This window comes from Lactiplantibacillus mudanjiangensis, from assembly GCF_005405385.1.
GTDB lineage: Bacteria > Bacillota > Bacilli > Lactobacillales > Lactobacillaceae > Lactiplantibacillus > Lactiplantibacillus mudanjiangensis.
The window spans coordinates 175385-197977 of record NZ_BJDY01000004.1 but is presented as its reverse complement, the minus strand read 5'-3'; the positions used below and the strand labels follow the sequence as shown (position 1 = coordinate 197977).

20 protein-coding genes are annotated in these 22593 nt (G+C 44.0%); 6 read left to right on the top strand and 14 right to left on the bottom strand.

Annotated features, from left to right (window positions below):
- Window positions 1-184 precede the first annotated feature (184 nt).
- Entirely contained in the window at window positions 185-2986 is a 2802-nt protein-coding gene (locus FFM84_RS09125) for a YhgE/Pip domain-containing protein (RefSeq protein ID WP_130844962.1), read from the bottom strand.
- Between the two features lie 176 nt (window positions 2987-3162).
- On the opposite strand from FFM84_RS09125, the gene FFM84_RS09120 reads away from it, so the two are divergent.
- Window positions 3163-3741: a TetR/AcrR family transcriptional regulator gene (locus FFM84_RS09120; RefSeq protein WP_130844961.1), complete on the top strand. Its 579-nt coding sequence runs from the start codon at window positions 3163-3165 to the stop codon at window positions 3739-3741.
- A 37-nt stretch (window positions 3742-3778) separates the two neighbouring features.
- On the opposite strand, the gene FFM84_RS09115 is transcribed toward FFM84_RS09120, so the two are convergent.
- The 5 genes from FFM84_RS09115 to cdaA all read right to left on the bottom strand — a co-directional run bounded on the left by FFM84_RS09115 (window position 3779) and on the right by cdaA (window position 10237).
- The gene (locus FFM84_RS09115; RefSeq protein WP_130844960.1) at window positions 3779-4585 is read right to left on the bottom strand and encodes a Cof-type HAD-IIB family hydrolase; all 807 of its coding nucleotides are present in this window, start codon (window positions 4583-4585) and stop codon (window positions 3779-3781) included.
- Window positions 4586-4712: 127 nt separating this feature from the next.
- On the bottom strand, window positions 4713-6530 hold the full coding sequence (gene glmS / locus FFM84_RS09110; RefSeq protein WP_130844959.1) for a glutamine--fructose-6-phosphate transaminase (isomerizing): 1818 nt from the start codon (window positions 6528-6530) through the stop codon (window positions 4713-4715).
- A 509-nt stretch (window positions 6531-7039) separates the two neighbouring features.
- Window positions 7040-8395: a phosphoglucosamine mutase gene (gene glmM, locus FFM84_RS09105; RefSeq protein ID WP_130844958.1), complete on the bottom strand. Its 1356-nt coding sequence runs from the start codon at window positions 8393-8395 to the stop codon at window positions 7040-7042.
- A 25-nt stretch (window positions 8396-8420) separates the two neighbouring features.
- Window positions 8421-9398, bottom strand: coding sequence for a CdaR family protein (locus FFM84_RS09100; RefSeq protein ID WP_130844957.1), 978 nt, complete (start codon window positions 9396-9398; stop codon window positions 8421-8423).
- Complete coding sequence (cdaA, locus tag FFM84_RS09095; protein ID WP_130844956.1) at window positions 9395-10237, bottom strand: diadenylate cyclase CdaA; 843 nt, start codon at window positions 10235-10237, stop codon at window positions 9395-9397. The genes FFM84_RS09100 and cdaA overlap by 4 nt, the downstream gene beginning before the upstream one ends.
- A gap of 182 nt (window positions 10238-10419) precedes the next feature.
- Between cdaA and FFM84_RS09090 the strand changes: the two genes are divergently transcribed.
- Window positions 10420-11076: a DUF1361 domain-containing protein gene (locus tag FFM84_RS09090; protein WP_130844955.1), complete on the top strand. Its 657-nt coding sequence runs from the start codon at window positions 10420-10422 to the stop codon at window positions 11074-11076.
- Between the two features lie 591 nt (window positions 11077-11667).
- Here the strand turns inward: FFM84_RS09090 and FFM84_RS09085 are convergent.
- The 4 genes from FFM84_RS09085 to FFM84_RS09070 all read right to left on the bottom strand — a co-directional run bounded on the left by FFM84_RS09085 (window position 11668) and on the right by FFM84_RS09070 (window position 16408).
- The gene (locus tag FFM84_RS09085) at window positions 11668-12174 is read right to left on the bottom strand and encodes a MarR family winged helix-turn-helix transcriptional regulator (protein WP_130844954.1); all 507 of its coding nucleotides are present in this window, start codon (window positions 12172-12174) and stop codon (window positions 11668-11670) included.
- Between the two features lie 140 nt (window positions 12175-12314).
- Window positions 12315-14447: a cation:proton antiporter gene (locus FFM84_RS09080; RefSeq protein WP_130844953.1), complete on the bottom strand. Its 2133-nt coding sequence runs from the start codon at window positions 14445-14447 to the stop codon at window positions 12315-12317.
- 30 nt (window positions 14448-14477) lie between these two features.
- Window positions 14478-15377 carry a UDP-N-acetylmuramate dehydrogenase gene (gene murB / locus FFM84_RS09075; protein WP_130844952.1) on the bottom strand — a complete coding sequence of 300 codons (900 nt, stop codon included), beginning with the start codon at window positions 15375-15377 and terminating at the stop codon, window positions 14478-14480.
- Window positions 15378-15505: 128 nt separating this feature from the next.
- Window positions 15506-16408, bottom strand: coding sequence for a Gfo/Idh/MocA family protein (locus FFM84_RS09070; RefSeq protein WP_130844951.1), 903 nt, complete (start codon window positions 16406-16408; stop codon window positions 15506-15508).
- 82 nt (window positions 16409-16490) lie between these two features.
- On the opposite strand from FFM84_RS09070, the gene FFM84_RS09065 reads away from it, so the two are divergent.
- On the top strand, window positions 16491-17246 hold the full coding sequence (locus FFM84_RS09065) for an exodeoxyribonuclease III (protein WP_130844950.1): 756 nt from the start codon (window positions 16491-16493) through the stop codon (window positions 17244-17246).
- Between the two features lie 82 nt (window positions 17247-17328).
- On the top strand, window positions 17329-17865 hold the full coding sequence (locus tag FFM84_RS09060) for a 3'-5' exonuclease (protein ID WP_130844949.1): 537 nt from the start codon (window positions 17329-17331) through the stop codon (window positions 17863-17865).
- Between the two features lie 330 nt (window positions 17866-18195).
- On the opposite strand, the gene FFM84_RS09055 is transcribed toward FFM84_RS09060, so the two are convergent.
- The 4 genes from FFM84_RS09055 to FFM84_RS09040 form a co-directional block, all read right to left on the bottom strand.
- Complete coding sequence (locus FFM84_RS09055; RefSeq protein ID WP_130844948.1) at window positions 18196-18711, bottom strand: GNAT family N-acetyltransferase; 516 nt, start codon at window positions 18709-18711, stop codon at window positions 18196-18198.
- 6 nt (window positions 18712-18717) lie between these two features.
- Window positions 18718-19179 carry a tRNA (adenosine(37)-N6)-threonylcarbamoyltransferase complex ATPase subunit type 1 TsaE gene (tsaE, locus tag FFM84_RS09050; protein WP_130844947.1) on the bottom strand — a complete coding sequence of 154 codons (462 nt, stop codon included), beginning with the start codon at window positions 19177-19179 and terminating at the stop codon, window positions 18718-18720.
- 102 nt (window positions 19180-19281) lie between these two features.
- Window positions 19282-20262 (bottom strand): phosphate acetyltransferase, encoded by a 981-nt coding sequence (pta, locus tag FFM84_RS09045; RefSeq protein WP_130844946.1) that lies wholly within the window; start codon window positions 20260-20262, stop codon window positions 19282-19284.
- Between the two features lie 22 nt (window positions 20263-20284).
- Window positions 20285-20977, bottom strand: coding sequence for a uracil-DNA glycosylase (locus tag FFM84_RS09040; protein ID WP_130844945.1), 693 nt, complete (start codon window positions 20975-20977; stop codon window positions 20285-20287).
- 116 nt (window positions 20978-21093) lie between these two features.
- Here FFM84_RS09040 and FFM84_RS09035 point away from each other — a divergent pair, with 116 nt between their 5' ends.
- Complete coding sequence (locus tag FFM84_RS09035; RefSeq protein WP_130844944.1) at window positions 21094-21963, top strand: Cof-type HAD-IIB family hydrolase; 870 nt, start codon at window positions 21094-21096, stop codon at window positions 21961-21963.
- 24 nt (window positions 21964-21987) lie between these two features.
- Window positions 21988-22551 (top strand): LURP-one-related/scramblase family protein, encoded by a 564-nt coding sequence (locus FFM84_RS09030; RefSeq protein WP_130844943.1) that lies wholly within the window; start codon window positions 21988-21990, stop codon window positions 22549-22551.
- Window positions 22552-22593: the final 42 nt, after the last annotated feature.

Here is a 22593-nt window from a genome sequence, read left to right as displayed (position 1 = left end):
TTTTAAGACTAGCGGGTTTAGCTAGGCTTAAAAGCGAGGCGGAAGCCCGACCTGTGGCTGGAGCCGGTCCCACAGCCGGCAGAATCACTGGCTGACGTAGGTGACTAATTTAGCCTGACTCAAGCCAGTACTGAGTTGACCTCTACCGCCATATCTAACTTTCAACCTTTTAGATTAATAACGACTAAGATTCAAACTCGATTTCTTTAATACGACCATGACGCCGGCCATAGAATAACATACTAAAAATCGAGAAGACAATCGCAATCCCAATTAGGATGAGCATTTCTGTCACCGCACTATCCCTAATCATCAACGTTTCTCGCAAGCCGCTAACCGCGTAAGTCATCGGTAACCAAGGATGAATGGCTTGGAAAAAGCCATTCGATAATTGAATTGGATACGTCCCTGCTGAACCCCCTAATTGTAAGACCAATAGGATCATACTGAAGAAGGCCCCGACTTTGCCAAAGACCAGATTGAGCCAGTAAACAATACTCATGAATGCCAAGGCAATACTGAACAACATGCCCAATGTCGCCCATGGATGAACTGGTGCTAAACCATCGATGCCAATCATAAAGCTTTCAATTAAGACAACTTCCAATACTGCGAATGCACCTAAGATAGACGCTTTTGCAGTCCACCACCGAAAACCATTTTTCGGATATTTGCGTGGTGTATACATATCAAACATCATATTGAACGCTAAAGCGCCAACAAACAAGGATACAGACATCATATAAGGGGCCATCCCAGTTCCGTTATTCGGGGCATCGTCACGTTCAGTTTGCTTGCTAGTCGCCGGTTTAGCGACTTGCGCATAAGTTAATTTGGTTGGATTGACTTGTGACTTTTTACCAGCTTTGGTTAATTTCGTCGCCAACAAGTTATTCCCATTTTTAACGGTTGTTAGGCCATCACCAAGTTTAGTTGAACCGGTAGCAAGTTTGGTCCCACCAGCAGCTAACTCAGTCGCGCCAGTCGCAAGCTTTTGACCACCGCTCGTCAATTGTGACCCTTTGCTACTCAACGTTGATAGTCCGCTAGTGACCTTCTTTGACCCCGTTGCTAATTTCGTAACGCCACTGGTTAAGCTAGGAACCTTTTGATTCAATTGCCCTAATCCAGAGGCTAAGGTCTGCGTGCCACTGGTTAACTGACTACTTTGTCCAGCCAAGGTTTGGGTTCCGCTAGCCAATTGCGTCGTCCCACTAGCTAATTGTTGCGTGCCACTCGTCAAGGTTGAGCCAGAGCTGGTCAATTTTTGCGTCCCTTGGGCCACTGCATGCGCCCCATCAGTTAATTGTGCGACGCCACTGGTTAAGGCTGGGGTCTTTTGCGTTAAACTTTGAATACCTTGATTCAAAGTGTTCATACCACTAGCCGTTTGTTGTAGCTTAGTCGTTAATTCTTGGGCACCACTACCTAAAGTCGTTAACGTGGCCAACAAAGTGGCTTGATTACTTGCAGATTTATCCAAAGCTGATTGTAACGCGCTTAGTTGCGTCTTAGCACTGCCAGTCGACTGTGATGCGGTTAAGGTACTCAAAGCCGATTGGGCTTCTTTTAAGGCCACTGTAGCCGCCGTATTTGACGATGTCGAACTCGATGATCCGACAGCGGCGACCATCGCCGCTTTTTGCGTTGCGGTCAATTTTTGCTGGTCGGCGGCAGCCGCGACTTTAGCTTTAATGGCCGTTGTCGACTCACTCGTCTGATCAGTCGTTAAGGCCGTTTGCAACTTCGTCAACGCTGTTTGAAGACTGGCAGCCGCCTGAGTCTGACTGGTACTGCCACCCAAACTTTGTGCCATCGCCGTCAGCTGACTTTTTAAGGCAGTCTGTTGCGTTTGCGCACTCGTTAACGCGGTTGTTACCTGATCCAAACCGGTTGCTAACTTTTGGCTACCCGTGGTCAGTTGTGGCATCGCCGTCGCTAATTGCTGACTACCGCTAGCCAACGTTTTGATCCCAGTGGTTAACGACTGGGTCTGTTGACTTAATTGACTCAACCCACTGCTGACCTGACTAGCCCCTTGATTGACGGTACCAACGCCAGCGACATATTTCTGAGTCCCTGTGCTGACCGTTTGCGCACCAGTTTGCAGCTTGCCAGCCGCCGTATTAGCTTGACCAACACCAGCTGTATAACGTTTAACGCCTGAATTCAACTGGGTACTCCCAGTTGCCAATTTTTGGACTCCCGAAGCCAACGTACCCGTGCTGCTGAGTAACTGGTCTAATCCAGTTGTCACTTGCTGACTCCCTGCAGTGGCTTGTTTAACACCACTGATATATTGATTGAGACCCGTCGTGAGCGTTTTAGCCCCACTGGATAATGTCAACGTACTTTTAGATAACTGATTTAATCCACGCGTCATCGTTTGATTGGCCGTCAACAATTTTTTATCACCTTTGGCAATCGTTCGATTATGTTTGCCCGCGCTAGTTAAGCCTTGACTCAATTGCTTAATACTAGCAAACATGGTCTTCGCATAAGTCTTCGTAATCTTCTCCGAAACATTATTGGCGATCTTTTGTGCCGCCGTTGCCGTTAACTTTCCAGCCGTAAAGTTATGACCAGAACTGGTCGTATAATGTAGGACCATCTTTTTAGGCTTTTTGTTGAGCATCGTTGTCGCATTTTTTGAAAAGTGCTTTGGAATCGTGACGACCATGTAATATTTGCCGTTTTTTAAGCCTTGTTGCGCCTCATATTCCGAATCGACAACTTTGAATTCAAGTGAAGTAGACTTCGCCAATTGCTGGCTTAATTGATGCCCCACTTTCAATTTAGTCCCTTGATAAGTGACTGGTTGATCCTGATCAACCACCGCCACTGGTAAGTCTTTGAGTTGTCCGTATGGGTCCCACATCGACTTTAAAAAGGTGACCGCATAAATCGATGGGATAAATCCAATGACAATCACCACGATCAATAATAATTTGTGTTTTAGTAAATACCGCCATTCAGCTTTAATCATTTTTTTAATCCCCCGTTACCGTCAATATATGCTATAGTATGGCTGAGATAATCCTCACGTGTGGCAATATCATACCGAGGGTGACTCACAAATACCACAACACGCACCTTAAAATTGTGGAATAAGCCCCATTTACACCACAATTGGGGTCTAACTAATTGGAGGTTACTTAACAAATGACAACCGATCGTCGCGTTCTGCGCACCAGACATGCTTTACGCCAAGCCTTTCGCGACTTAGCCGTTACCCATCAATATCATGATATTACGGTCAAACAACTAACTGCAGTCGCCAACATCAACCGTAAAACATTCTATTTACACTACGATTCAATTGATGACTTAGCCGCGAGTTTTAGTCATGAAAGTTCGCAAGAAATCTTAAAAATTATCAATCAACAAGATCTACGAACCAGTTTTTCCCATTCTGGCAGTATTTTCGACCAGCTAGATTATTTTTATCATCAAAACAAAGAATTTTATCGCGTTGTATTAACAAGTGATGACTACAGCTTTTTATCACGGCGCGTCCAAAATGAAGTGGCACGGGGCCTGACGAAAAATATTCAGGTCACCTACCAGTTATCACAAGCCGATGCCTTCCTCTGTGCGAGCTTTCTGATTCACAATATGTTGACCTTTTTTCGGCTATACTTCACCAATCAACTCGATTTTACGCCGGCAGAATTTAAAGACCGGCTAATTTCACTTAATTCCTATGGCGTTCATCAATTCTTTTATCCTGAAGACCACTAAAAAAAGATCGCCGCCTAATTGGCAGCGATCTTTTTAATTACAATACTCTTTGAATGGTCTCCAAAACACCATCATGTTCGTTATCTAACTCGGTGACATTAGCCGCCAGCGCTTGAATCTTTTCAGGCGCATTTAACATGGCATAACTGTGCGTCGCAAACTGTAATAATGGTCCATCGTTATCGCCATCGCCAAACGCCATGACTTCATCGGCTGTGATCTGCCATTGCTGCATTAACCACTGAACTGCTGGCAATTTGCCAACACCCGCATTTACCAAGTCAATTACCCCATAGCCGCTATCATGAGCCTGTAAGCGACCAGCAAAATAAGTATTCAACTCACGAACGAGCTCAGCTGCCTTAGCTGGGGTCGTCGAGACGCTAATCTTTTTAATCGTGTCATCTACTTGCGTTAAGCTTGGAACCTGTTGCAACTGATCATAAAATTTAGTCGCCGCATCCAATAACGCTTGTGGCGCGCCCACTTCCGTATACGAACCATGGGCACCCACCAAAATAAGATAGGCGTGTTTGAATATTGGTTGTAGACGATCAACGGTCACAAATTGATGCAACTGCTCGGTTGACAAGCTACCATCAAATAGTTGTTGATCTTGTTTAAAAATCGAGGCGCCATTTTCAGCAATCATCGTCAAATGGTCATTCGGCATGCCCGCAAACAATTGTTTTAAATGTTCGTATTGGTTGCCTGATGACAAAACCAATTGAATATCTCGATCGCGCAAAAGCGCTAAGACTTGTTGTAGTAATGGGCGATTATAGTGCTGATCACCATGGAGCAACGTGCCATTCAGGTCAGTTGCGATTAATTTAATTGCCACTTAGTCCACTCCTCATTCCAAATTACCTTTCTATTATGCGCCAAAAAAAGAATCATCGCTATACACGATGATTCTTTTTCTCACACTAGACGTGGTCCCCACACTAACACCGTCTAGCTTAACCTAATTATTCAACCGTCACACTCTTGGCCAAGTTCCGTGGTTTATCAACATCTAAGCCTTTATTCAAACTGGTGTAGTAAGCCAGTAATTGACCAGGGACAACACTCAACAATGGGGTCATCCGTTCATCAACTGTTGGTAAGACAATCGTATCGTCATTTTTAGCTAACGCATCAGTCACAATTGTAATGGTCTTAGCACCACGCGCTGAGACTTCTTGTAAGTTTGAACGGGTTAATCCAGCTGTATTCGCTTGGGTAATAATCCCAATAACTGGCGTATCTTTTTCGATTAACGCAATCGTCCCATGCTTCAATTCACCAGAAGCAAACCCTTCTGCTTGCACATAAGAGATTTCCTTAAGCTTCAAGGCCGTTTCTAATGAGACCGCATAATCTAAGCCCCGACCAATATAGAACGTGTTAGGCGTGTGTAATAGGTCGGCTTTAGCCAATTGATCAAAAGTATCTTTTTCATCAACTAAGGCTTGCATCCCATTGGCAACCAAGGCCAATTGTTGTTTCACATCAAAGGCATTGGCTCCAGACTGTTGCTTAGCTTGACCTAGAGCTTTGGCTAAAATGGCTTGTAATGCAATTTGAGCGGTATAAGCTTTGGTTGACGCTACGGCAATTTCAGGACCAGCATGTAGTAATAACGTGTAAGTTGCTTCACGTGATAACGTCGAGTTTGGCACATTTGTAATCGTCAAACTTGGGAATTTTTGTTCGTTGACATTCAATAAGACTTCACGGCTATCGGCGGTTTCACCTGATTGCGTTAAGAAGATAAAGAATGGTTTTTCAGATAATAATGGTTGGTTGTACGCGAATTCAGAAGAAACATGCACTTCAGTTGGCACACTAGCTAAGGATTCAAATAACTTAGCTCCGACCAAACCAGCATGATAACTTGTCCCAGCCGCCACAACATATAACCGATCAGCCGCTTTTAAAGCTGCCAACAAGTCGGTATTAATGACCGGGTCACCCGCATCGTTTAAGTAAACCTGGGCCAATTTCCGCATCACATTAGGTTGTTCGTCAATTTCTTTTAACATGTAGAAAGGATAAGTCCCCTTATCAGCTTGGGCCGCATCGATATCCACATGGAACGTATCGCGTTGAACCGCGTTACCTTGTTGATCAGTGATTTTAAGTTCGTTAGGTTTAACGACCACAATTTCACCATCATGGAGTTCCAAAAAGTCTTTCGTTTGATCTAACATCGCTAAACTATCAGAACAAACCACATGGAAGCCATCGCCGACCCCGATTAATAACGGACTCTTGTTCTTAGCAACATACAATGTATCTGGATCAGTCTTGTCCATTAGCAAGAACCCATAAGATGAATGGCCTAATAGACTTAACGTCTTCCGGAAAGCAGCTAAGGTGTCTAAACCTTCTTTAGTCACAAAACGGTCGACTAATTGCACAATCACTTCAGTATCTGTTTGTGAAGTGAATTCAACATCACTTAAGTATTCTGCTTTTAAGTCTTGGAAGTTTTCGATTACACCGTTGTGTACCAAATAGAAACGACCGTCAGCGGAAACTTGGGGATGCGCATTAGCTACACTTGGTTCACCATGAGTAGCCCAACGAGTATGCCCAATCCCAGTCGTCCCATGCACATTAGCACCGACTTCTTTACGTAAATCATCAATCCGACCTTTTTCTTTAACCAAGTAATCTTGGCCATCTTGGTCATTCACATAAATACCCGCTGAATCGTAACCACGGTATTCCAACTTTTCCAAACCATTCAATAAAATCGATACTGCACTATCTTTACCTGTAACGCCGACAATTCCACACATAAGTTAATCATCCTTTGTATTTGAATTGTTTCTAGCTGCGTGGTCAATATATCTGTCACTAATCTCACGACTAGTTTTTGTAATTGACCTGTAGAGTGCAGTCCCTGATGTCACCCGTCGATTGTCGATAAACATCATCCTCGTCAACTTTAGAATCTAAAGTCCTGGCGCTATTCCGATTTAACCAATTAAGTATTGGTCGTCTTTTTCCTCCGATTGGTATATTTCCTAGAAACAGTAATACTTTAACGTTACTATCGATAAATGTCAACACATTTTATATTGGTATATATTATTTATCAGGAGTATACCAATTCAAACAACTCACTAACACTTACACGCATTAGGCCCAATCACGCGGCTTGAACACGACAATGATGCCACCGATAATCAGGATAATTTCCAAAGTAAAACTAATTAGCGCGACATTGGTTAAGTTCAATGGTTGAGTTAAACAAAAAAGCGCACCGGCAAACTTGCCAGTACGCTAATATTTTATGAACGATTAATTAATCGACGCCAACTTCAGATTTAACCACGTCAACGATCCGATCAACATAAGCATTAACTAATTCGTTAGTCTTCGCTTCTGCCATAACCCGCAATAAATCTTGGGTCCCAGAAGGCCGAACTAAGACGCGACCATCGCCAGCCATTTCGCCTTCAACGTCACTAATAACGTCTTTAATAGCTTGGTTGTCTAAGGCAGCCTTCTTATCTTGAACTTTCACGTTCACTAACTTCTGTGGATAAGTTGTGACTTCACCAGCCAATTCAGATAATTTCTTACCCGTTTCTTTCATGACATGTAACAATTGAATCCCAGTTAACATCCCATCACCAGTTGTATTGAAGTCTAAGAAGACCACGTGACCAGATTGTTCGCCACCTAAGTTGAAGCCGTCTTTCAACATTTCTTCAACCACATAGCGGTCCCCAACTTGCGTTTGTTCACTGTGCAAGCCAGCTGCTTCTAAAGCTTTGTATAAACCGATATTACTCATCACCGTCGTGACAACTGTATCTTGTTTTAACTTGCCACGTTCGGCTAAGAACTTCCCACAGATATACATAATTTTATCGCCATCAATGACATTTCCTAATTCATCAACTGCGATACAACGGTCCCCATCACCATCAAAGGCTAACCCAACTTGGGCACCTTTTTCGACCACAAATTTAGCTAAAGCTTCTGGGTGAGTTGACCCGACACCTTTATTGATATTCAAACCATCAGGTGACGTTGCCATTGTGTCAAAATCGACGTTTAAATCAGCAAAGATCCGTGACACTAAGTTACTCGTTGAGCCATTAGCACCATCGACAGCCAAATGAACGCCACTTAAATCATCGGGAATCGTTTGTTCCAAGAATTGGGCATACTTTAAGTTTCCTTCTGGGAAGTCAGCAACGGTTCCTAACCCTTCGGCAGCTGGACGCGGTAAGTCATCGGTTGGTTTTTCAAGCAATTCTTCAATTTCTTCTTCTTTAGCATCTGACAACTTAAAGCCGTCGCCACCAAAGAACTTGATTCCGTTATCTTCCGCTGGGTTATGTGAAGCCGAAATCATGACCCCAGCATCAGCATCTTGAATCCGAACCAAATAAGCAACCCCAGGCGTCGTAATCACGCCTAAGCGCAATACTTCAATCCCAGCAGATAACAAACCAGCTACTAACGCTTCTTCAAGCATTTGCCCAGAAATTCGCGTATCACGTGCCACTAAAACCCGTGGTTGAGTAGTTTTATTTTCAGCATGTTCAGTTAAAACATAACCACCCGCACGACCCAAGCGAAAAGCGAGTTCTGGCGTTAAGCCTGAGTTTGCAATCCCACGAACACCATCAGTACCGAAATATTTCATTATTTGTTTACCTCATTTCAAATTTTCAATTGCTTTTAACGGTAATCTTTACCTTAATCGAAGATGGACTGACCGCAGTAACCCCATCTTCATCACTAGTCGACAAATCAACCGTTTTCGTGGTTGTCTTCGTCACATCAGTCACATCAACATCAACTGGTAATTTACTCAACTTCGCCAACGCCGCCTTAGTCCCCGTCACAGTTACTGAACTCGTGGTTGTCGAGAATGAGTAACTGGTATCAGCTTCCGTCTTACCACTGGCTTTGAGATCAACGGCTAGCTTCTTCTTAGCAGTTGCTTGCTTAATGGGAATATACACGGAAGTTGTCGATGGCGTCAAGACCACATTCAAGGTTTGGCCGTTAGCATCTAGTGCTTCAATCATTGCTTGTTGGTTCACCGACTTCGTCAAATTCTTGTCAGTATTGACGACAGCCACAACTTTAGCAACTTTGCTAACTTCATTAACAGCCCCAGTGACCTTCACGGACGACGTTCCTAAACGAGCCGTCCCCACTTCATAGCCAGACGCCACGTTGGTATGGTTAAAGTCAGCCGTCACTTTGTAATTGGCTGTTCGCCGAGGTTGAATATTGACATGAATATACTTTTGATTCAAGGAATAACTCAACTCTTTATTCAACCCATCCACTTGGACTTTAACGCTGTGTTTGCCAACTGACAAACCGGATAAGTTTGCATAAACTTTAAAGTTTTGCGTATTAGCCGTTGTCGTCACCAACGCCGCTGGCCCGGTAATTTTCACCTTAATATTTTCTGGATAACCCGTCACAAAATATTTAGTGCTATTGACGTTCAATTCCAACGGCGCACTGATCGTGACCGTTCGATTGGAGTTAGTTGAAGTTGAATTCACACTATTCGTCAATAAACTACTCGTATGTGTCGTCTTACTACTATTGACGTACGCAAACAACGCCAACGCACATAGCAGGGCCAATAACCGTAGTGACCAATTGCTGTTCATAAATTTTTTCATTTACGCGGCCCCCCTCCGAAGATTCGACCGAACCAACTTTGAAAGACATTTTGGTGAGTCGACTCTTCTGGTGTGAGTAACACTTGCCGGAAGTAACGTAAATAATTTTCTTGAGTCATGCCACGCATCAACTCATTATCTTTAGTAATGGAGACTTCCCCAGTTTCTTCGGAAATAACAATCGTCAAAGCATCAGTCACTTCACTAATCCCGACCGCTGCCCGATGTCTAGTTCCGAGTTCTTTTGGAATTAAATTACTTTCTGATAATGGTAAATACGCCGCTGCCACTTTAATTTCATTATCTTGAATGATAACTGCACCATCATGTAGTGGGGTATTGGGAATAAAAATATTTATTAATAGTTCCCCAGTAATTGCCGCATTCAGAGAAATCCCGGTTTCAATATAATCTTCCAAACCAGTATCCATCTTAATCGACATCAAGGCCCCAATCCGGCGTTTAGCCATATATTGGATAGCTTTATCAAGTTCGGCAATCATGCGTTCTTCGTCTTCATTTTGCCGTTTACCACGTACAAACATCGACCCACGACCAAGATGTTCTAGGCCACGACGAATTTCGGGTTGGAAAATGATAACCATGGCGATAACCGCCCAATTAATAATTTGATCCATGATCCATGATACGGTATCCAAGCCAATGAACACGCTTAGAATTTTGACCACCGCAATCACAATAATGCCACGGAATAACTGGACAGCCTTGGTTCCACGCAGTAAGATGATTAGTTCATAAATGACAAACCAGACGACTAAAATATCTAATAGCCGCACAAAATTGCTCAAAGTCAACCAATCGGTCCAATTGAAACTCATGCTCCCCCTCCTTATGAAAATGTTTTACTTTCACATTATAGCACGCTAACTTGTCAACGTTGAGTGAATTCCAGTCCCCTACCCCATTTAACGCGGAAATCCACTAAATATTAACGTTATATTTATTTAATATAGATTACATAATATTTCTGGTAAAATAGTGGTGAAAGTGTGGTGATCAAATGACAAGTTTACAGCGCTGGCTGCTTCGCCTGATCTACTGGGTATTCATCGGCTTCGCAGCGCTTTCGATCCATGGATCGTTTTCCTTTTTACTCTTAAATACCATCCTTGCTTATATTCCGATCGAACTAAGCTTTTGGTTAACTAAGCGGCGATCAGCCTTATTATTTTGGTTGATTGCGGTCATTTGGTTATTATTTTATCCCAATGCGCCGTATTTGATGACTGACTTATTTCACCTAAGTTTATTAAAGCCTTATGGCATCAACGGCCTATTGCGATTCGATCTGCCAATGTGGCGCGATTTTGCTTACTTAGTTGGCCCAATGCTTGTGTCCGTCTTAGTCGGCACATACAGCGTTGATCAAATCGCCTTAGAAATTCAACGGCGGTTGCATCTCGCTAAGCTCCCATGGGGACGTAGCCTAATTAGTGGTGGTTTATTCTTATTTGCCAGTATCGGCGTCTATGTGGGTCGTTTTTTACGGTTACATTCGATCTATTTACTCATTACGCCACAATACATTATTAAACAATTAATTGAAATGTGGTCAGAAAAAATGTTTGCGTTTGTCTTGATTATCTGGGGATTGCAACTCCTCTTTTATCTTGTCTGGCGTTGGACACTAGCTGCCGCTAATGATCAAACAAAATAGCCAGTTAAACGTCGGTCGAACCGCGTTTAACTGGCTATTTTTACTTTTTTAACTAAAGGTTGAAAGCTATTTTTAGCAATAATCGTTGATATGATAGGCATTTATCGATCAAAACTAGTCATACTTGCCACCTTGCCGTTCGCCTACCTTGAGCCGGAATGCTGTGGGCGGACCGGTTCAGCCAAAAAGCGGTCTGAACCGTCGTTTTGAACTACTAAACCCGTGTTTCAAAAACGCCAGTCTCTAAGCGATAAATCGCTAAGAGCCTCCCACGGCTAGGCTCAATGTGGACTCACTCTCGGTTATGATGGTGAATTGGTAGTTGCAATACAACCGGAGCCAGTCAGTGATGGCGCTGGCTGTGAAAATATCGTTAGTCCGGGTGATTTCCCCGGACTTTACGATGTGGACGACTTTTGAGACTAGTGGTTTTGACTAGGCTCAAAAGCGAGGTGGAAGCCCGTACTTCGGCTGGAACCGATCCCCACAGCCGGCAGAATCGCTGACTGGCGTAGGTGATCAATTTAGCATAACTTAAGTCAATTATAGTAAAGCTTTTACCGTCATACTTAACTTTCAACCTTTAGTTTTTTAAAATTCAGGATCACTGTAAGTCTTATGTGAACTCCGCTTATCGTGCAACCCACTAAAGCCGCTAAACCCTAACGCTGTGGCTTTCTTTTCAGCATCCGTAATATAGCGTAACGTATCATCAGCACGTTGTTCTCCATAAACTTGTAACCACTGGTGGAATCGTTTTTCGGACGCTTCATCAATTGCTTGTTCAACACGTAAACCATCTGGGGTCAATGACAGGTACTTAATACGTCGATCATGAGTATTCGTCGTTTGATCAATGTACTTTAAATCAAGTAAAACATTGATCTGCCGAGCAATTGCACTCCGTGAAACGTGTTGCGCATTGGCAATTTTAACCAAAGTCAATGGGTCCTTGCTCGTCGCGATCATTCGCATCACAACGTACGCCTCAAAAGTGATTTTATATGGCCGTGTTGGTACGGATACAAAATCACCAATATATTTCAAGATATGCATATAAGTTTCAACGAATTGTTCATGAATCTCTGTTTCTGTCATGGTATATCCCCCCGCTTGGTTTATAACCAAATCAATCCCGTCTAAGACTGGTAACTAATTGCAATTTTTAATCATTTACCCTAAATACTATTCTAACATTATTATAACCGAGAACTATTACTTTGCAATAAGTAAATTAATTAATCGTCATCAATTTCGCCATCATTTAACATTAATAAATTTTCTGAATAGTTGATAAACTGCCGTAAGCGCGCGGCTGTTCGAATGCTAATCTGACCACTTTCCAATAAATGTTGAACCCCTGCTCGTTCCGCACCCAGACTCTTAATCCGCAACTTTTGAATTTGCCGCTCATAATCCGCACGGGAGACACTTTGGCCCGGTTTAGCACTTTCAATTCGATTTCGGTAATGCACAATCAAGTGATATAACGCTTGGCGATCAAATTGTTGTTCATCCACACTAGCTTGCTTCAAGTATTGTGACAGCGCCTTGATTGCCGCTTTCGAAGCTTCGCGTTGAATGACCAACTGCTCAGCCCGTAATTGATCGCTATCCGCTGGTGCTAACCACAACCGTAACCCTTGCATGGCCCGATTAAACATCAACCGCAACGAACGCACCGTTGGTAAACCTGGTTTATGTGCCGCTTGTGATAAACGTTGCTCCCGTTGATCAATACGACGTAAGTAATTTTGGGCCGCTAGTTTTGAAACCTTGTGATCAGCCACCATTTGTTGAACCGCTTGACGTTCACCAGCTAAGGCGACTAACCGTAACTGCATTTCATCCGTCAGCATCGGTTGCAATTCGTCTTCCGTTTGCGATGCGACTTCCAAACGCCGAATTTGAAATTGTTGATCTAAGATCAAATCATAAGCTGCCCGTTGGTTTTCAGGCCGCCGATGTTCTTCAATGTTGCGGACTGCCAACTGCAGAATATAGATCCGTGCTTGTTTATACGTCAACTGTTGCGGTGTCGCTGGATCTGGAACATCGTCGTCATCTGGCCCCGCCGCAATCACCGCATCATCTTCGTCTAAACTTGAGCCCCGTGTAATCAATGGGATCGACTTAGCCGCCATCAATGGCAAAATACCGGCCGCCGCAACCAAACTAACAATGATGACCCCCGCCGCAATAAACAGCACTAATGATCGTTCAGGAAAGGCCGCACCACTGGCAATCACCGTTGGAATCGTAAAGACCCCAGCCATCGTGATGGCACCACGAACACCTGACAATCCAGATAAGGCCGCCGTCCGCAAGCTAGGCCGCGTCTTTTGGTGATCACGTAACCAAATAATTAACATGTAGCCATAAGTCCAAGCCACTCGAATTAACAAGAGAATGCCCCAGACAATCAACACGTCAAAAACAGCATGCAACGTGTTGGTATGGTTACCTTCGATCGTGGCTTTGGTTGCCACTGGCAGTTCAATCCCCAAAATCAAAAAGACAATTCCGTTTAATAAGTAAACAATAATATTCCAAACTTTTTCAGTCACTAACCGTAGTTCAGGGGCATCTTCGACTTCATGTGAGTTTTGCACATGGGACAAGACACCAGCAGCTACGACGGCCACCACACCAGAAGCATGGAACCATTCTTCAGCAATAAAGTAAATGGCAAATGGCGTTAGGATTTGTAACACGACATTAAACACCGTATCGTTGATGCCTTCACGTCGAAGTAAATCACGAATCAGTTGAATCAACGTCATTAATGCCAAACCGACGGCTAAACCGACCAAACTAATATAGAAAAAGTCGCCAACCGCTTTACCGAGCGCAAATGTCCCAGTAACGGCTGCAGCTAGGGCATATTTAAAGCCAATCAGCCCACTAGCGTCATTAATCAAACTTTCACCACTGACCAGATGCAAAATTTCTTTGGGGAGTTTAACTCCTTCAGAAATCGACTGCACCGCTACTGGATCGGTTGGCGACAAGATAGCAGCTAACGCAATGCTGACTGCCAGTGGAATGCCTGGAATCAGCACATGAATTAAGAAACCGCCCAAAATGGTGGTAATAAAGACTAGGACAATTGCATTAGCGAAAATTGCCCCCCGTAATTCCCAGAGCTCACGTTTGGGAAATTGTCTGCCATCGTTGTACAACATTGGGGCAATAAAGACGAGCATAAACCAGTCCGTCTGTAACTCCACTTGTACGTTTAATAATAAAGCCACCCCTAGGCCCAGCCCGACTTGGATCAAACTGACCGGGATTGCGACTAGATAGTGGCTTAAAACATTCGACAGCAGCACCAAACATGCCAATAAAATAACTAATTCAATAAGTGGCATTTAACAGTGTTGCCTCCTTTGTTCAATTGATTAAGCGTCTTCCCCGATAATCCGAACTTCAGTTTCGAGGTGGACACCAAATTTTTCAAATACGACCGTCTGAATATGATGGATCATTTCCATATAATCAGTAGCCGTGGCGTGATCGACATTAATAATGAAGCCCGCATGCTTCTTAGAAACTTCGGCACCACCAACACGAGTACCTTGTAGTCCAGCATCATGAATTAGTTTACCAGTAAAGTAGCCGGTTGGTCGCTTAAAGACACTCCCACAAGATGGCCATTCTAACGGTTGTTTTGATGCCCGTAAGAAGTTTAACTCATCCATCCGTGCTTGGATCTTCGTTTGATCCCCTGACTTTAATTTGAAGGTCGCCGAAACAACTGTGTCATGATAATCTTGCACCGTACTGTGGCGATAGCCAAAATCTAGCGCTTCATTCGACAACGTCTTGAGCTGACCATCAGCTGTTAAAACGGTGACTTCAGCCACAACTTCACTGATCTCACCACCATAAGCACCGGCATTCATAAAGATCGCACCGCCAACACTCCCAGGAATACCAGCGGCAAATTCCAACCCGGTTAAGCTCGCATGACAAGCCGCTTTAGTGGCATCGATCAACGCTGCCCCAGCTTCGGCAACGACTTGATGATCGCTCGCATGAATTTGATTCATCTTAGTCAAGATTAACGTCAACCCACGGATACCACCATCCTTAACGATCAGGTTGCTGGCATTGCCAATAACAGTTACAGGAATTTGTTGGGCATCTGCATATTCCAACAAGGCTTTGGTTTCACTAATTGATTTCGGGAAAGCGACGTAATCCGCCGGGCCCCCAGTTTTCGTATTCGTATAATGACTTAATGATTCATCTTTTTTAATTTCAATGGCTGGAAAAGTGGCCAACACATCTTGCATCATAAGTTGAGATTCCTTTCAGGTTTACAATTTCATGCCAATAAGCGTGTGCCAAGAGTCGAGTTGTCAACGTTAAATGGAACCGACTGACTGTTGGCGCACCTTCGGCTATTTATTAATGATAGCACGTTTTAGTTGCTTAATAAATGACGGCATACCGCGTGACTCGTAATCGCTGAAGCCGGGTCAACTGGGTTTTGACCATGAGTCGCTACGGCCGTTAGAAAGGCACGAATCAACGGTGCAAAGCCACGTTTTTCAAGCGTTGGTTCCCAGTCTGGGAACGTCGTTGTTTGGGTTTTCGCCGTTTGATAGGTAGTTAAGCTGCTCAAATCGGTCACCGTAGCCCGCTTGGCCGTTGTCTGTACCGTTGTTTGTTCCAAATTAACACCGCCAAACATGTTCGTCACCACTTGTAACTCTTCATGAGCCGTCCGCGCGGTAAAGTAGCCTTGCCCTAATTGACCAGGTTCAGCCGACACAATCCGACCACCAGTGGTTTCTAACGGTTCATCTAATAGGAATAGGCCGGTATCAACCGTATGGATCATCAAATCAAAGACTGCCGTTTCGATATCTTGCCCACCAGTTTCACGGACTTTTTCAGCCGTAATAAAACGCTTGTCTGGCAATGCCTTAAGTTGTTGATTCAACGGGGCAAACCGTCGATTAAACCCACAAGTCAACATTAAGTGTCGAGCAGCTGCTAAATCATATAAGCTTTGAACAACCTGCACATCCGTATCAACCGGTTTATCCACGTAGACATTAACACCAGCTAACAACAATTGCTTAATAATTGCCGCATGGGTTGATGTTGGTGTATGCACAAAAATCGCATCCGGTTGCACGGTTAACAAGTCATCCAGACTTTCGTGCGTATGAGTAAACCCATATTTAGCTGCCAGTGCTTGTCGCTTTTCAGGATTACGGGTCGTTAGGTGAAAGTCATACTCGTCTTGCATCGCAGCCATTACAGGTAAATAAGCCTTCTGTGCAATATTTCCTAATCCAAGAACACCAATTTTTAACATGTCAAATCCTCCATTTTTAGCCGCGGAATGCGGTACAATTAAGTTAATAATGATTTTTCTTTAGAAAGGTGGAACACCACTGATGAAATTTATTTCGTGGAACGTTAATGGCTTACGAGCCGCAGTTAAACATGGCTTTAAAACCACTTTTGAAACCTTAGACGCCGATATTGTTGGGATTCAAGAAACCAAGCTGCAAGCTGGTCAAATCGACCTCGACTTACCTGGTTACCATCAATATTGGAATTATGCTGAACGGAAAGGTTATTCTGGGACCGCCGTGTTCACTAAGCGCGAACCCTTAGCTGTCACTTACGGGATTGGCGTGCCTGAACATGACACCGAAGGCCGCGTGATTACGCTAGAATATCCTAACTACTATTTTATCACGTGTTACACCCCAAATTCGGGTGGCGAACTCAAACGTTTGGCTTATCGCCAAACTTGGGAGACAGCTTTTCTCGCTTATATCAATGGTTTAGACGCCAACAAACCGGTTATTTTTTGCGGTGATTTAAATGTCGCTCACGAAAATATTGATTTAAAGAATTGGCGGACCAATCATCAAAGCGCGGGCTTCACTGATGAAGAACGGGCTAAGTTTAATACGTTACTAGACAGTGGCTACACCGATACGTTCCGTCACTTCTACCCTGATCAAACCGAAATTTACTCTTGGTGGAGCTACCGAGGCCAAGCACGCGCGAACAATTCCGGTTGGCGAATTGATTATTTCATCACGTCTAACCGTCTAGTTGATCGTTTAATGAACGCCCGTATTTTAACTGACATTACCGGTTCCGACCATTGTCCAGTCGAACTTGATATTCGACTGTAACCGCCAAACCGTTAGCTTGAATCTACTGCACAATCTCGGTATGATGAAGGCTCCTATATCTAAACAGAAATGAGTGACTACTTTGAACTTTGTTGCGATGGATTTTGAAACAGCTAGTGCGAAACGCGACAGTGCTTGTTCGTTAGCCTTGACCATTGTTCGTGATAGCCAAGTTGTCGATGAATTTTATACGTTGATCAAACCTGAAACCGACTTTTTCTGGCGTAATGTCCAAATTCATGGCATTCACGCTGAAGATGTCGCCGATGCGCCGAAGTTTCCGGCCGTCTGGGCACATATCGCGCCATTCTTTAAGCGTGATCGCTTAGTGATTGCCCACAACGCGCCATTTGATACGGGGGTTTTGCGGCAAACTTTGGCTCATTATGGCATCGGTGCGCCAGAATATCTATCCCTAGACACCGTTAAAACCAGTAAAAAATTCTTTCCAGAATTGCCTAACCATAAACTCGATACCATGTGTCGCGCACTAGATATTGAGCTAGAACATCACCACAATGCTTTAGATGATAGTCTAGCTTGTGCCAACATTTTATTGCAAGAAGCTAATCAATTCGGCACCGAACGATTAAAACCATTTGTCCGGGTACAAGGCTAGGACCGCTAGCTCGTGATTCTACCGGCTATGAAGACCAGTTACAACGTGCATGTTAATTAAGGTTGTAATTACTAGCCTAACCAGGAGTGAGTCCACATTGAGCCCAGCTGTGGGGGCTCTTAGCGATTTATCGCTTAGAGCCTGGCGTTTTTGAAACACGGGTTGGGTGGTTCAAAACGACGATTCAGACCGCTTTTGGGCTGAATCGGTCCACCCACAGCGTTCCGGCTCAATGTAAGCGAACGGTAGGTGGTAAGTTGATCTTCAACTATAACCAACACTCACAAAAGCACGGGATCACCGACAGTTGTCGATCATCTCGTGCTTTTTTTAGACAGCTAATACCATATCAATGGCTTGTACCGACATCCCGGTCGGATCAATCACTGCATAAGGCTCAGTTGTCACCGTTTGAAAACCTAGATGCTGATATAACTTAATCGCGCGTTGATTACGCATCTGCACCGTTAAACACAATTGTGCCAATGTACTGTAATCGCTGGCCCAGTGTAGCAGTTCTTCAACTAGTGCGGTTCCAAGACCATTGCCCCAGTATGTTTTTAGGACTGCCACGCCCACTTCACCTTGATCATGAACTAAATCATCCGTTGCTTGTACGGTACCGACACCTAGCAACTCATCACCTAATGCCGCCACCATGATAATGTTAGTGGTTGTTTTCGTAATCTGTTCAATCTGGCTGCGCTCATCAGCTTCACTCAGTTCCCCCAGACCATCATCTGCCGTAAATGTGTTCGATTCCGTTGCCAATTGCTTCAGCAACGCTAACAATTGTGCGGCATCAGTTGCTTCTGCTGGTCTAATCTCCACGACATCAGCTGCCATCGCCTCTCACTCCTTTAATTGGTCAACCAATTGTTGATAGTGATCCCCGTGAGCTTTTAACGTGATGGTGCGCGTATCAGCTTCGTCAGTGGTTCGACTTAACGTGATCCGTAAATACGTCGTGGGTAGCAGGTCACTAATAAATTCAGACCATTCCACGACACTGACGCCATCACCATCAAAATATTCGTCCAACCCAAGGTCTTCGGCACCACCATCTTCCAGTCGATACACATCCATATGGTATAGCGGTAAACGGCCTTGATGATATTCACGAACTAACGTAAACGTCGGACTTTTTACATTAGCATTAATCCCTATGCTTTGCGCTAAGCCCTTCGTAAAAGTCGTCTTACCAGCACCAAGATCACCATCTAATAAAATTAAATCGCCGGGTTGCACGAGTGTCCCTACTTGGGCCCCTAATTGCATGGTTTGTTCCGGCGATGTGACTGTCATTGTTTCCATCTGTGTATCAGCATCCTCCATTAATTAAACTCTCTTTATTATAAAAAAAACGAGGGAAACTTCAAAGTTCAAGCTCTGAAGTTTCTCTCGCTTAACAAACAATTAGGCTTCTAACCCTTGAGCTGCCGTAATAATGGCAACTTTATAAACATCTTCTTCACTCGCGCCACGTGATAAATCAGACACGGGCTTGTTCAAGCCTTGTAAAATTGGGCCAACCGCTTCAAAACCACCCAAACGTTGGGCAATCTTATAACCGATATTTCCTGATTGTAATTCAGGGAAGACAAAGACATTGGCATGACCAGCAACCGCTGAACCGGGGGCTTTTTGTAACCCGACTTTTTCAACAAAGGCGGCATCAAATTGTAATTCACCATCAATCGCCAAATCTGGAGCCATTACTTGGGCCTTTTCGGTCGCTGCTTGCACTTTAGAAACCATGTCACCCTTAGCTGAACCCTTAGTTGAAAAGCTCAACATGGCTACTCGAGGATCAATGTCAAAGACTTTCGCCGTATGGGCACTTTGCGTCGCAATTTCGGCTAAAGTATCTGCATCAGGATCGATATTAATGGCACAGTCAGCAAAGACGTAACGTTCGTCGCCTTTTTGCATGATGAACGCCCCACTAATACGATGTGAGCCTGGCTTAGTTTTAATAATTTGTAAAGCTGGGCGCACGGTATCCCCAGTTGGATGTACCGCACCAGAGACCATCCCATCAGCTTTACCCATATACACAAGCATCGTGCCGAAATAGTTTTCATCGGTCAACATTTCAGCTGCTTGTTCTGGCGTATTCTTGCCTTTACGACGATCAACCAATGCATCCAACATTGTTTGTTTGTCGGCTGCCGGATAGGTAGCTGGATCTAAGACCTGAACACCAGTTAAATCAGCGTTTAAATCCGCTGCAACAGCTTGAACCTTATCAAGGGGACCGAGAACGATCGGCTTAACTAACCCATCGGCCGCTAAACGGGCGGCTGCTCCGACGATCCGTGGTTCCGTGCCTTCAGGGAAAACAATGGTTTGGTTCTTGCCAGTAATCTTTTGTGCCAATGATGCAAATAAATCCATGAGATGACCTCCAGTAAAATAGTTAGTTTTCGAGACGTACCTGTTCAGGAAGTTGCCAATTAATCGGTTGTTCGCCAAACGACGTCAAAGCCACGTTGGTTTTGGAAAATGGTTTCGAGCCAAAGAAACCCCGATACGCTGACAGTGGACTCGGATGTGGTGATTGTAACACCACATTAGTCTGCGTATCAATCAGTTTGATTTTGGACCGAGCGGCTTTACCCCAGAGAATGAAGACCACGGGTGTTGGCCGTTCCGACAACCGCTGAATGGCAACATCAGTTAGTTGTTCCCAACCCTTGCCAGCATGAGAAAAAGCAACCCCATTTTGAACGGTTAAAACCGAATTCAATAATAGGACGCCTTGCTTGGCCCACGCTTCCAAATAGCCATGGTTCACCGGCGTACATCCAACATCATCTTGTAATTCCTTATAAATATTAACCAATGATGGTGGCACTTGTACACCTGGCATCACCGAAAAACTTAAGCCATGAGCTTGATTCGGCCCATGATACGGATCTTGACCTAAAATGACGACCTTCGTGTCAGCAAATGGCGTCCATTCAAAGGCCTGAAAAATATGATACATATCAGGATGAATTTGCTTCGTCCGATATTCAGATTTTAAAAACTCGTGTAATTGATGATAGTACGGCTTTTCAAATTCAGGTTCTAGCACGTCCCACCAGTCATTATGAATAAACGCTTTCATCCTTAACACCTCTTGGTTTATTGTAGCATATTCAAAACCGGTAATGATAATAATTCTGAATTAGCGGCCAAACATGGTAAAATAGTCTTAATCAAAACAACTAAGGATGTGACAAGATGATTTCGATTATTGCTTCTGATATGGATGGCACATTATTGAACAATGAAATGGTCGTTTCGGACTTCAACGCTAAGGCGATTCTTAAAGCCCAACAACAAGGGGTTCACTTCATCGTCTCAACCGGTCGTCGTTACTCGGAAGCCCAACCGTTAATTGCGGCCCAAGGGATTACCGCCCCACTGATTACCTTAAATGGTGCCGAAGTCTATGATGCTTCTGGTAAGATGCTCGACATGGTGCCAATCACCAAAACCGTCTCCAGAGCCATTTTCCACACCTTATCATCACAAGGCTATTACTTTGAAGTGGTTGGTAATGACGGCGTCTATTCCAATAACAAAGTTAAACGGATCGAACAAATTGCCCACTTATTAACTAATTTAAATCCTGATACATCATTCAAAATTGCGCTCTCATTGGCTTCCGCTCGTTTGGAACTCATGGATATCAATTACGTGGATAACTACAGTGAGCTGCTAGATGATCCTAAAAAACATGTGATGAAGATCATCGCCTTTAGTCAGGCTGGACCAGAAAAACTCAAACCATTATCCGATGACTTGTTAGCTAAACATTCATCGATTAAGATCACCTCTTCATCTAGTTCAAACATTGAAATCAATAATATTAATGCACAAAAAGGCATTGCGGTTGAACGCTATGCCAACATGTTGAATACGCCAATGAGTGACGTCATGGCAATTGGTGATAACAATAATGACGTCTCCATGTTAAAACTGGCTGGCACAAGTTATGCGATGGGAAATGCCAGTGTTGAAGTGAAACAATTGGCCAATCATTTAACGGACACTAACGTCAATGATGGCGTTGGTAAAGCCATCTTGGAAGTGCTCGCACAACAATAGGTCACTTTGAAACGAGGGTTGAAAATGCGTAAACTATATTTCAGCCGGAATAGTTTTGCCAAGGGGGCACGAATCGTGCGCGATGCCCACAACCAGTCGCACTATTTATTAGTCGGTCGTTGGGGCCGGCGTCAAGACGCACTAAGTCTGTATGCCATCCAAGGAGAACTGCTTGCCGAAATCAAACAAACCACTCTAGGGCTCTTGCCGAAGTTCGACTTGTATTATAATCGTCAAAATGTCGGCTCAATTAGTAAGACGCTTGGCTTTTGGCACGAAATGATTTACGTTCGTAAATTACGCTGGTTTGTCATGGGTAGCCTGAATACTGAAAGCTACCGTATCTATCATGGCACCGAATTAGTGATGAGTATGCAACCTGTCACAACGACTAACGGCGAAGCGTTTGAACTAGTCATTAGTGATCCCACGACTGAACCGTTATGCATTTGCATCGCGGCCATTCTAGATCACTGGCAAAAGCCCACCAATCGTCGTCAACAACGTTTACCAGAAAGTGGGTATAACGTGACGTTTGGCGAAAGCAACTATACGTTACATCCTCACGATAAATTACCACAACCATAAAAGCTCGTTCACATCATTGCGGTGTGAACGAGCTTTTGTCAT